The organism is Thomasclavelia spiroformis DSM 1552 (assembly GCF_025149465.1).
GTDB classification, from domain to species: domain Bacteria; phylum Bacillota_I; class Bacilli_A; order Erysipelotrichales; family Coprobacillaceae; genus Thomasclavelia; species Thomasclavelia spiroformis.
In genome coordinates this window covers 2,421,857-2,433,789 of sequence record NZ_CP102275.1, presented here as the reverse complement: position 1 = coordinate 2,433,789, position 11,933 = coordinate 2,421,857, and the positions used below count along the sequence as shown (strand labels likewise).

10 protein-coding genes and 1 other annotated feature are annotated in these 11,933 nt (G+C 31.9%); all 10 genes read left to right on the top strand.

The window, feature by feature from the left end; translation table 11 throughout:
- The first annotated feature begins 30 nt into the window (after positions 1-30).
- A complete protein-coding gene (locus tag NQ543_RS11650; protein WP_004610952.1) occupies positions 31-1,158 on the top strand; it encodes a zinc ribbon domain-containing protein in 1,128 nt (375 codons plus the stop codon).
- A gap of 9 nt (positions 1,159-1,167) precedes the next feature.
- On the top strand, positions 1,168-2,520 hold the full coding sequence (locus tag NQ543_RS11645) for a UDP-N-acetylmuramoyl-tripeptide--D-alanyl-D-alanine ligase (RefSeq protein WP_004610953.1): 1,353 nt from the start codon (positions 1,168-1,170) through the stop codon (positions 2,518-2,520).
- Positions 2,517-3,557: a D-alanine--D-alanine ligase family protein gene (locus NQ543_RS11640; RefSeq protein WP_004610954.1), complete on the top strand. Its 1,041-nt coding sequence runs from the start codon at positions 2,517-2,519 to the stop codon at positions 3,555-3,557. The genes NQ543_RS11645 and NQ543_RS11640 overlap by 4 nt, the downstream gene beginning before the upstream one ends.
- Positions 3,558-3,722: 165 nt before the next feature.
- Positions 3,723-3,974 (top strand) — a binding site (T-box leader).
- 77 nt (positions 3,975-4,051) lie between these two features.
- Positions 4,052-5,725, top strand: a complete 1,674-nt coding sequence (leuA, locus tag NQ543_RS11635; RefSeq protein WP_004610955.1) for a 2-isopropylmalate synthase — start codon at positions 4,052-4,054, stop codon at positions 5,723-5,725.
- 17 nt (positions 5,726-5,742) lie between these two features.
- On the top strand, positions 5,743-6,255 hold the full coding sequence (gene ilvN / locus NQ543_RS11630) for an acetolactate synthase small subunit (protein WP_004610956.1): 513 nt from the start codon (positions 5,743-5,745) through the stop codon (positions 6,253-6,255).
- A gap of 17 nt (positions 6,256-6,272) precedes the next feature.
- Positions 6,273-7,289: a ketol-acid reductoisomerase gene (gene ilvC / locus NQ543_RS11625; RefSeq protein ID WP_004610957.1), complete on the top strand. Its 1,017-nt coding sequence runs from the start codon at positions 6,273-6,275 to the stop codon at positions 7,287-7,289.
- Positions 7,290-7,386: 97 nt separating this feature from the next.
- Positions 7,387-8,661, top strand: coding sequence for a 3-isopropylmalate dehydratase large subunit (gene leuC, locus NQ543_RS11620; protein WP_004610958.1), 1,275 nt, complete (start codon positions 7,387-7,389; stop codon positions 8,659-8,661).
- Entirely contained in the window at positions 8,661-9,140 is a 480-nt protein-coding gene (leuD, locus tag NQ543_RS11615; protein ID WP_004610959.1) for a 3-isopropylmalate dehydratase small subunit, read from the top strand. The genes leuC and leuD overlap by 1 nt, the downstream gene beginning before the upstream one ends.
- 5 nt (positions 9,141-9,145) lie before the next feature.
- Positions 9,146-10,228 carry a 3-isopropylmalate dehydrogenase gene (gene leuB / locus NQ543_RS11610; RefSeq protein ID WP_004610960.1) on the top strand — a complete coding sequence of 361 codons (1,083 nt, stop codon included), beginning with the start codon at positions 9,146-9,148 and terminating at the stop codon, positions 10,226-10,228.
- A gap of 11 nt (positions 10,229-10,239) precedes the next feature.
- Complete coding sequence (gene ilvD, locus NQ543_RS11605) at positions 10,240-11,916, top strand: dihydroxy-acid dehydratase (protein ID WP_004610961.1); 1,677 nt, start codon at positions 10,240-10,242, stop codon at positions 11,914-11,916.
- The last annotated feature ends 17 nt before the right edge of the window (positions 11,917-11,933 follow it).

The window sequence follows — 11,933 nt, the reverse complement described above, 5'->3', positions numbered from 1 at the left end:
AAATAGAGACATTAAAAGTAGGTGATAAATATGGAAAATAATAAGATATGTAAAAATTGTGGAGCAAAGTTATTAGAAGAAGAAACTGTGTGTCCAGTTTGTGGGGCGCCAGTTATTAAAGAAAGTGATCACAAAGATAATGGTTATTGGAAAAATAAAAAAATATGGATTATCTTTTTTATATTAGTTGTGTTAACTGGATTAATGGGAAATTATTTATCTAATCATCCTATTGAGGTTGCCAATAAAGAAGCTACTAAAAATGTTGAAGATGTAAATATTAAAATTAACGAGCAAACAAATAAATTTGCTCAAGCAACTAATATTAATAATTTAGCATATAGTTATGTTAATAAAAATGGTGTTTATTTAGCTGCAAATGGTAAATTATATGTTTTTGATGAGAATTTGAGTTCTAAGGAAGAAGTTTTAGATATTAATTTGACTGATTTTAGTGAAGATAATGATAATTATTATTTTGTAGATGAAAATAATAATTATGTTAGAATTAATAAAGATACTAAGGAACAAAATGTTCTATTGAAGAATGTATTTTATGTTCATAAGATAGAAAATATGATTTATTATCAAGATGATAGTGATGGTGAAACTATCCATTGTTTTAACTTAGATGATAATAGTAATATCAAAATTAATAATGAAATTTCATATAATTTAATTGTTGATAGCGAAAAAGAAAGAATATATTATACTAACCAAGATGATGTATTAGTTTCTCTAGCGTTAGATGGTAGTGATCGAAAAGAAATGGCGACTAATACAAATATGTATACATATGATGGTGAGTGTTTATATTGTATTACTAATGATGGATTAGTAAAGGTTGATGATAGTGGAAAAGCTGAATTGATTTATGAAAGTAATGGATTACAATTAATTAATATTGTAGATAAGACACTTGTTGTTCAAGATAGTAATACAATTTATACAATGTCTTTAAATGGCAAAAAGGTTAAGAAGTTATATACAATGGATATGACAGGAGAAATAATTTTTGAAGTTGTTGGGGATAAGGTTTTGATATTAGCTCGTGGAATGGGTGATAGTAGTATTACTTATGAGATGATTAGTTTAGATGGTAAAAGGCAGTTATTAGATACTAATGATATATCTGATGGAATAGGTTTTGAAATTTAGGGGGTTAGTATGAGGGTAAGTGAAATAGTTGAAGCTACAGGTGGTAAATTGATTTGTGGTAATAGTAATCAGGAAATTACAGGTTTTAGTCAAGATAGTCGAAAAGTTAGTCCAGGAATGATGTATATTCCAATAATTGGAGAGCGTTTTGATGGACATGATTTTATTAAAAATGCTTTTGAAAATGGTGCTAGTGCGGTGATTAGTGGCCGTGATATTGATGATAGTGAACATATTATTATCAAGGTTAAAGATACATTAAAAGCACTTCAGGATATGGCACATTATTTACGAAAACATCGTAAGGTAAAAGTTGTAGGAATTACTGGTAGTGTTGGTAAGACAAGTACACGAGATATGGTTTATAGTGTAATTAAACAACAGTATAAAACTTTAAAAACAGAAGGTAATTATAATAATGCAATTGGTCTACCTTTGACTATTTTAAGACTAAAAGATGAACAAGTAATGGTTTTAGAAATGGGAATGAATCATTTAAAAGAAATGGAAGAATTGTCAATGATTGCTTGTCCTGATATTAGTGCTATTACTAATGTTGGTACTGCTCATATTGGTGAACTTGGAAGTCGTGAAAATATCTTAAAAGCTAAAATGGAAATTATTAATGGTATGAGTGATAATAGTATGCTTGTTATTAATAATGACAATGATATGTTATCAACTGTAGAAGTTGGTCGATTGAATTTGATTAGAGTAGGGATTGACAATGGAGTTGATTTTAAGGCAAATAATGTGGTTTTAAGTGATGAGGGAAGCACCTTTAATTTTGAATATAAAGGAAAGGTTTATTTTGTTGATGTTCCTGTTCCGGGTAAGCATTTTGTAATGAATGCGTTGATTGCAATTGCAATTGGTTTACAACTAGATATTTCACCTGAGCAATGTATTAAAGGGGTTAAAGAATTTGAACTTACTAGAAATAGAATGGATATTGTGGAGTTAAAAAATAACATTACTTTAATCGATGGAACATATAATGCAAGTGAGGATTCGATGAAATCAAGTATTGATGTTCTAGCTACATATACGCGAAGAAAAATTGCAGTTTTAGCAGATATGCTGGAATTAGGAAAGTATAGTGAACAATTACATCGTAATATTGGAATGTATGTAGCTAAAAATAAAATTGATATTTTAGTTGCAGTTGGCAAGGAATCTAAATATATTATTGATGCTGCTAGTAAAGCAGGTGTTAAACAGATTTGTTATTGTAATAGTAATGAAGAAGTGATAAATTATTTAGGGAAAATTATACAAAGTAATGATGTTATTTTGTTTAAAGGATCAAATGGAATGAAATTAGGTAATGTTGTTGCTTTGATGAAGGAGAAATTAATGTGAAACAAAAGTTATTAGTTTTATGTGGGGGACAATCAAGTGAACATATTGTTTCTAGAATGTCTTGTACGTCAGTATTAAATAATTTAAATCATGATAAGTATGATATTACTTTAGTTGGGATTGATTTAGATGGTAAGTGGTATCGTTTGAATCATGATCAAGATGATTTATCGTTAGATAGTTGGCTTGATAATAGTGTTGAAGTTGAAAATGTTTTTGAATTATTAAAAGAGCATGATGTTGCTTTTCCAGTTTTACATGGTTTATATGGTGAAGATGGAACGATTCAAGGATTATTTGAATTAACTAAAATACCATATGTAGGAGCACGTGTATTATGTTCGAGTGTTTCAATGGATAAGATATATACAAAAAAAATTCTAGATACAGTTAAAATTCCACAAGTTAAATCAGCGTATGTAAAAAAACGTTATGATAATAGATTGGTAATTATAACAAAAGATTTTGAAGAAATTTATGATGTTGAAGAATATATTGTAAATGAAATAGGAATGCCTTGTTTTATTAAAGCTAGTCGTTCAGGTTCAAGTTTAGGATGTTATCGTTGTGATAATCGAGAAGATTTAATTGGTAAACTAGAAGCAGCTGCTAAATATGATCGTCATATTGTTGTAGAAGAGAATATTGATTGTATTGAGTTAGAAACAGCTGTTTTAGGTAATGATGATGTAATTGTTTCTCGAGTTGGTCAAATTATGCCTCATGGTGAGTTTTATACGTTTGAATCTAAATATGAGGATGCTGAAAGTAAGACATGTATACCGGCATTAGTTGACGAAAAAATTCAAGAGAAAATTAGAGAATATGCAATTAAAGCCTTTAAGGCAGTTGATGGTCATGGATTAAGTAGAGTTGATTTTTTCTTGGATAAGAAAACGAATAATATTTATTTAAATGAAATAAATACGATGCCAGGTTTTACAAAAATTTCAATGTATCCACAATTGATGAATGATTTTGGAATTAGTTATTCTGATTTATTGGATAAATTAATTGAATTGGCAATGGAAAAATAATTTAAAAAAAAGACGTTATTTTTCGTGATTAATTTGATATATTGAGAGTTTTTAGAAATTGAAAGATGCTTTTTTGGATTTAGAAAAATGATTAATATTAATAAAATTGTTTAAAAAGGTTGACTTAAATTGAATTAAGGACTATTATATGTTCAATAACATAACTTAAATACTTTGATAGGAACTAGTAAATAAATGTATTGATTATAGAGAAATCCTGGGTGGTGGAAAGGATTATTGATAGTTTATTGAACTCATCCTTGAGTGGAGCGCTGAATTTAGTAGGTGGCTACGGAATGCAACCGTTATCTAGCAAGAGTATGAACTATGAATAATAGCGTACTTACTGAGGTTAATATCGTGAGGTATTAGCGAATTGAGGTGGAACCACGGGGTTAGTATACTCTCGTCCTCAAAATGATTTTGTATGTCATTTTGAGTGCGAGAGTTTTTTTATAAGTATTTATTATGAAAGAATAGGAGGAAAGAAAGTAATGAAATATCAAAAGTATAAGAGATTTGAACCAATCAGTTTTAAAGAACGTACTTGGCCTGATAAACAGATTGAAAAAGCTCCAATATGGGTTTCTGTTGATTTACGTGATGGTAATCAAGCATTGATTACCCCTATGAAAATTGAAGAAAAAGTAGAGATGTTTCAACTCTTAGTTGATATGGGATTTAAAGAAATAGAAGTTGGTTTTCCTTCTTCTAGTCAAATAGAATATGATTTTCTAAGAATTTTAATTGAAGAAAACTTAATTCCTGATGATGTTACCGTTCAAGTGTTAACACAAGCTAGGGAGCATTTGATTAGAAAGACATTTGAATCATTAAAGGGGTTAAAGCGAGCAATCGTACATGTATATAACTCTACTTCTACTTTACAAAGAGATGTAGTTTTTCATAAAAATAAAGAAGAGATTAAACAAATTGCAGTTGATGGGGTAAAATTAGTTAAAGAATTAAGTAAAGAATTTGATGGAGAAGTAATTCTTGAATATTCACCAGAAAGTTTTACCGGAACAGAATTAGATTATGCTTTAGAAGTATGTGAAGCAGTAATGGATGAATGGGGAGCAGATGAAAATAAAAAAGTAATTATTAACTTACCATCAACAGTTGAAATGTCAACTCCAAATGTTTATGCTGATCAAATAGAATGGATGTCAACGCATTTTAAAAATCGTGATCGTGTTATTTTATCACTTCATACACATAATGATCGTGGATGTGGTGTTGCAGCTACTGAATTAGGTATTTTAGCAGGTGCTGATCGTGTTGAAGGAACTTTATTTGGTAATGGGGAAAGAACTGGAAATCTTGATATTGTAAATGTAGCATTAAATATGTTTACTCAAGGAGTTGATCCTAAACTTAATATAAGTAATATTAATCATTTAAAACATGTTTATGAAAAATGTACTAAAATGGAAATTCCACCACGACAACCATATGTAGGAAGTTTGGTTTTTACAGCTTTTTCTGGTAGTCATCAAGATGCAATCAATAAAGGAATGCATGCAATGCATGAAAGAAAAAGCGAAATTTGGGAAGTGCCTTATTTACCAATTGATCCAAGTGATTTAGGACGTCAATATGAACCAATTGTTCGAATTAACTCACAATCAGGTAAAGGTGGTGTTGCTTATGTTATGGAAAATATGTATGGTTTCCATTTACCAAAAGGATTACAAGTTGATTTTGCAAAAATAATTCAAGATATTAGTGAAGAAGAAGGAGAAGTTTCTCCTGAAAGAGTATATGATACATTTATTGAGGAGTATGTTGATAATGAAGAACCATATCGTTTCATTAAACAAAAATTAATTGATATAAGTGAAGATGACAGTGAATATGAAAGGAGAGCAGAAATTACAATTGAAGATCATGGTGAAGTTGTGACTTTAGTTGGGTATGGAAATGGACCGATTGATGCTGTGAAAAATGCTTTGAATTCTCTTTCTGATATGCATACTCATTTATTGGATTATAGTGAACATGCTTTAACTTCAGGCTCTAGTTCAAAGGCAGCGGCGTATGTTTATTTAAGAGCTAAAGGAAGCGCTTGCCAGGAATATGGGGTAGGAATACATCCAAATATTACTACTGCAACAATTATGGCAATTATATCTGGAATGAATCGTTTATCTCGAGCAATGAAATAAACAGAAAGGAAACTAGTATGAATCGTTTAGTATTGTCGTTATTAGTAGAAAATAATCCGGGTGTTTTAAGCAGAGTAGCAGGGTTGTTTAGTCGCCGAGGTTATGGAATTGATAGTTTAAGTGTAGGAAAGACAAATATTCCTAATGTTTCTAGAATGACAGTGGTTGCTGTCGGTGATGAATTGATTTTAAATCAAATTGAAAAGCAATTAGGTAAATTAGTTGAAGTAATTGAGATATTTCCATTAAAACCAGAGGAATCGGTATATCGAGAATTGGTTTTAATTAAAGTTGAAGCTGATGAGCTGCATCGTTCATCAATTGTTTCGATTGCTGATATATTTAGAGCACGAATTATTGATGTTGCACCATCATCATTAGTTATCGAAGCAACTGGAGATCAATCAAAAATTGATGGGTTGCTTGCGATGTTAGAAGGGTTCAATATCGTTGAGATCGTTAGAACTGGATTATCTGGAATTAAACGTGGTCTTGGCGAAATTGATATAAAAAGTCATATTAATAAGTAAATAGGGGGTTAAGAAAAATGGCTAAAATTTTTTATGAATCAGATTGTGACTTATCTTTATTAGACGGTAAAACTGTCGCTATTATTGGATATGGTTCTCAAGGACATGCTCACGCATTGAACTTAAAAGAATCAGGTGTTCATGTAATTGTTGGATTATATGAAGGTTCAAAATCTTGGAAAAGAGCTGAAGAACAAGGATTTGAAGTTTATACTTCAGCCGAAGCTGCTAAAAAAGCTGATATTATCATGATTTTAATTAATGATGAATTACAAGCTAAATTATATAAAGAATCAATTGAACCAAATCTTGAAGAAGGAAATATGTTAATGTTCGCGCATGGATTTAATATCCATTTTGGACAAATCGTACCACCTAAAAATGTTGATGTAACTATGATTGCACCAAAAGCACCAGGACATACAGTACGTAGTGAATACTTAGCAGGTAAAGGTACACCATGTTTAGTTGCAGTTGAACAAGATGCAACTGGTAGAGCTAAAGATATTGCTTTAGCATATGGTCTAGCAATTGGTGGAGCTAGAGCTGGAGTTTTGGAAACTACATTTAGAACAGAAACAGAAACTGATTTATTTGGAGAACAAGCAGTATTATGTGGTGGGGTATGTGCTTTAATGCAAGCTGGTTTTGAAACTTTAGTAGAAGCTGGATATGATCCAAGAAATGCATATTTTGAATGTATCCATGAAATGAAATTGATCGTTGATTTAATTTATCAATCAGGATTCTCTGGAATGAGATATTCAATTTCAAATACAGCTGAATACGGTGATTATATTACAGGACCAAAAATTATCACTGAAGATACTAAAAAAGCAATGAAACAAGTTTTAAAAGATATTCAAGATGGAACATTTGCAAAAGATTTCTTATTAGATATGTCTGAAGCTGGTGGACAAGCTCATTTTAAAGCAATGAGAAAATTAGCTAAAGAACATCAAGCTGAACAAGTTGGGGAAGAAATTAGAAAATTATATTCTTGGTCAGATGAAGATAAATTAATCAATAACTAAAAGATTAATACAACACACTTTTGTGTGTTGTAAATAAAGAGTAAATTTTACTCTTTATTTACAACCTACAAAGGTTAAGATAAGGGGGATATAAATAATGGCAATGACAATGACACAAAAGATATTAGCTGATCATGCTGGAATGGAATCAGTTACAGCAGGGCAGTTAATTGAAGCAAAATTGGATGTGGTTATGGCCAATGATATTACAGGGCCAATGGCACTGCCAATTTTTAGACAAATGGCAGATAAGGTTTTTGATAAAGATAAAGTAGTATTAGTACCTGATCATTTTACGCCAAATAAAGATATTAAATCTGCAGAGAATTCTAAAGCAATTTTAGATTTTTCTAATGAACAAGGTTTAACTTATCATATGGAACAGGGGAAGTGTGGTGTAGAACATGCGATTTTACCTGAAATGGGAATTGTAGTAGCTGGTGAATGTATTATTGGAGCAGATTCTCATACTTGTTCATATGGGGCTTTGGGGGCTTTTTCAACTGGAGTTGGAACAACTGATATTGCTACAGGAATGGCAACGGGAGAATTATGGTTTAAAGTACCTGAAGCAATTAAATTTATTTTAACTGGTAAACCATCAAAATATGTTAGTGGTAAAGATATTATTTTGCATATAATTAATAAAATTGGTGTTGATGGGGCTTTATATAAATCAATGGAATTTGTAGGCGATGGAATTCAATATTTAACTATGGATGATCGTTTTACTATTTGTAATATGGCAATTGAAGCTGGAGCTAAAAATGGTATTTTCCCAGTTGATGATCAAACAATTGCTTATATGGAAGAACATTCTAAAAAGGATTATAAAGTATATACAGCAGACGAAGATGCTGAATATGAAAGAGTAATTGAAATTGATTTAAGTAAGGTTCGACCAACTGTAGCATTTCCACATTTACCTGGAAATGGGCATACAATTGATGAAATTGAAGCAATGGAACCAATTTATATTGATCAAGTTGTAATTGGTTCTTGTACTAATGGAAGAATTAGTGATTTACGAAAAGCGGCAGCTATTTTAAAGGGTAAAAAAGTTGCTCGTAATGTAAGAGTTATGGTTGTTCCAGCAACACAAAAAATCTTTTTACAATGTATTGTTGAAGGGTTGGCGGAAATTTTTGTTGAAGCTGGATGTGCGTTTAATACACCAAGTTGTGGCCCTTGTATGGGTGGCCATATGGGAGTCATGGCTAAAGGTGAAAAATGTGTTTCAACTACAAATCGTAATTTTGTAGGAAGAATGGGTGATACTGAGGCATTAATTTACTTAGCCTCTCCAGAAGTTGCTGCAGCAAGTGCAATTGCTGGATATATTGCAAATCCTGAAAAAGTAGGTGAAGAATAATGAAGATATATAAATATGGAGATAATGTTGATACAGATGTAATCATTCCTGCTCGTTATTTGAATTCTTTTGATGCAAAGGAATTAGCAAGTCATGCAATGGTGGATATTGATCCTGATTTTGCAAAAACTGTTGAAAACGGAGATATTATTGTAGCTGGGAAGAATTTTGGATGTGGTTCTTCAAGAGAACATGCACCATTATGTTTAAAAACTGCTGGAACAAAATGTGTAATTGCGCGTAGTTTTGCACGTATTTTCTATCGCAATGCGATTAATATTGGTTTTCCAATTATGGAATGTCCAGAAGCGGTTGATGGAATTGATCAAGGTGATGAAGTAACTGTTGATTTTTCAACTGGAATAATCACTAATGTTACTAAAGGAACATCTTTTCAAAGTCAACCATTTCCAGAATTTTTACAAAAAATGATTGAAGTAGATGGTTTAGTTAACTATGTAAATTCAAAGAAAGGGTAGGAATTATGGAAAAAAATATTACAGTAATTAAAGGTGATGGAATTGGACCGGAAATTGTTAATGAAGCGATAAAAGTATTAGATGCAATCGCTGATAAATATAATCATAAATTTAATTATACGCAAATATTGATGGGCGGGGCTTCAATTGATGAATATGGTGTTCCTTTAACAGATGAAGCATTAGAGATTGCTAAAAAAGGGGATAGTGTTTTACTGGGGTCAATTGGTGGCGATACGACAACATCACCATGGTATAAACTAGAACCGAATCTTCGTCCTGAAGCAGGATTGTTAAAAATTAGAAAAGAGCTTGGGTTATTTGCAAATCTAAGACCTGCTGTTTTGTATGATGAACTAAAAGGGGCTTGTCCATTAAAAGAAGAGTTAATAACTGGTGGTTTTGATATGATGATCATGCGTGAGCTTACTGGTGGGTTATATTTTGGAAAACGTACGACTAAGAAAGAAAATGATCAATTAGTTGCTTATGATTCAATGAGTTATAGTGAAACTGAAATTAGAAGAATTGCTAAAAGAGCTTTTGATATAGCGATGAAACGAAATAAAAAAGTTACTAGTGTTGATAAAGCAAATGTTATTGATACATCTAGATTATGGCGTAAAGTTGTAAGTGAAGTAGCTAAGGATTATCCAGAAGTTACATTAGAACATATGTTAGTTGATAACTGTGCAATGCAGTTAGTTAAAGATCCAAAGCAATTTGATGTAATTTTGACTGAAAATATGTTTGGAGATATTTTAAGTGATGAAGCAAGTATGGTAACTGGTTCAATTGGGATGTTATCGAGTGCTTCACTTCGTGAAGATAAATTTGGAATGTATGAACCAAGTCATGGTAGTGCACCGGATATTGCTGGTAAAAATATTGCTAATCCAATTGCAACTATTTTATCGGCTGCAATGATGTTACGTTATTCTTTTGATTTGGATAGAGAAGCAAATGTTATTGAAGAGGCGATTGAAAAGGTATTGAAACAAGGATATCGTACTAGTGATATTATGTCAGATGGTAAAACTTTAGTTGGTACTAAAGAAATGGGCGACTTGATTGTTGCTAATATGTAAGGGGGTAAATTATGCGTAGTGATAATGTAAAAAGTGGAACTGAAAGAGCGCCACATCGTTCGTTGTTTAATGCTTTAGGTTATACTGATGAAGAGTTACAACGTCCTTTGATTGGGGTTGTAAATTCATATAATGAAATTGTACCAGGGCATATGAATCTTGATAAGATTGCAGATGCGGTAAAGAAAGGAATTTATTTGGCAGGTGGGGTGCCAGTTGAAGTTCCTGCTATTGCTGTATGTGATGGAATCGCAATGAATCATACAGGAATGAAATATTCTTTAGTAACTCGTGAATTGATTGCTGATAGTACTGAAGCTTTAGCAACAGCTCATCAGTTTGATGGTTTAGTAATGATTCCTAACTGTGATAAAAACGTACCGGGGTTATTGATGGCAGCTGCTCGTTTAAATATTCCTACTGTATTTGTTTCTGGTGGGCCAATGTTAGCTGGTCGTAAAGTAGATGGAAACAAAACATGTTTATCATCATTATTTGAAGCTGTAGGACAGTTTAATGCCGGAATAATTAGTGAAGATAAACTTCATGAAATTGAACAAAAAGCTTGTCCAACATGTGGTTCTTGTTCAGGAATGTATACTGCTAATTCAATGAATTGTTTAACTGAAGTTTTAGGAATGGGGCTTAAGGGTAATGGAACTATTCCTGCAGTTTTCTCTGAAAGAATTCGTTTAGCAAAACATGCGGGAATGCAAATTATGGAATGTATTAAAAAAGATATTAAACCTAGAGATGTTATGACTAAAGAAGCATTCTATAATGCGCTTACTATTGATATGGCACTTGGATGTTCAACAAATTCAATGCTTCATTTACCTGCTATTGCTCATGAAGCTGGGGTTGAGTTGAATTTGGAAATTGCTAATGAAATTAGTAAAAAAACCCCTAATTTATGTCATTTAGCACCGGCTGGAGATACATTTATGGAAGATTTAAATGATGCAGGTGGTGTATATGCGGTAATGAATGAAATTAATAAATTAGGGTTATTATATACAGATATTATGACTATTACTGGTAAAACAGTTGGTGAAAATATTGAAGGATGTGTTAATTTGAATCCTGAAATTATTCGTCCGATTGAAAATCCTTATGCACCATATGGAGGAATTGCAGTTTTAAAAGGAAATATTGCACCAAATGGTGCGGTTGTAAAACAATCGGCTGTAGCTAAAGAAATGATGGTTCATAAAGGACCTGCTCGTGTATTTGACAGTGAGGATGAAGCAATTGCAGCTATTAGAGCCGGAAAGATTGTTAAAGGTGATGTTGTTGTGATTCGTTATGAAGGACCTAAAGGTGGACCAGGAATGCGAGAAATGTTATCACCAACTAGTGAAATTGCCGGAATGGGCTTGGATAAAGATGTTGCTTTGATTACAGATGGTCGTTTTTCTGGGGCAACACGTGGAGCTTCGATTGGTCATGTATCACCTGAAGCAGCTGCGGGGGGACCTATTGCTTTAATTGAAGAAGGTGATATTATTGATATTAATATTTTAGAACATTCTATGAACGTTGAAGTAAGTGATGAAGAATTGGCTAGACGTAAAGCTAATTGGCAGCCAAGAAAACCAAGAATTACTACTGGTTATCTAGTAAGATATGCATCAATGGTAACTTCTGCTGATCGTGGGGCAATTCTTGAAGCTAAAGAAGAAAAATAAAATTAAGGGGGTTTGTT

Excerpts from the sequence above, each read along its gene's own strand:
- NQ543_RS11650 (WP_004610952.1), top strand. The coding sequence starts at position 31 with ATGGAAAATAATAAGATATGTAAAAATTGTGGAGCAAAGTTATTAGAA.
- NQ543_RS11645 (WP_004610953.1), top strand. The coding sequence starts at position 1,168 with ATGAGGGTAAGTGAAATAGTTGAAGCTACAGGTGGTAAATTGATTTGT.
- leuA (WP_004610955.1), top strand. The coding sequence starts at position 4,052 with ATGAAATATCAAAAGTATAAGAGATTTGAACCAATCAGTTTTAAAGAA.
- ilvN (WP_004610956.1), top strand. The coding sequence starts at position 5,743 with ATGAATCGTTTAGTATTGTCGTTATTAGTAGAAAATAATCCGGGTGTT.
- ilvC (WP_004610957.1), top strand. The coding sequence starts at position 6,273 with ATGGCTAAAATTTTTTATGAATCAGATTGTGACTTATCTTTATTAGAC.
- leuC (WP_004610958.1), top strand. The coding sequence starts at position 7,387 with ATGGCAATGACAATGACACAAAAGATATTAGCTGATCATGCTGGAATG.
- leuD (WP_004610959.1), top strand. The coding sequence starts at position 8,661 with ATGAAGATATATAAATATGGAGATAATGTTGATACAGATGTAATCATT.
- leuB (WP_004610960.1), top strand. The coding sequence starts at position 9,146 with ATGGAAAAAAATATTACAGTAATTAAAGGTGATGGAATTGGACCGGAA.
- ilvD (WP_004610961.1), top strand. The coding sequence starts at position 10,240 with ATGCGTAGTGATAATGTAAAAAGTGGAACTGAAAGAGCGCCACATCGT.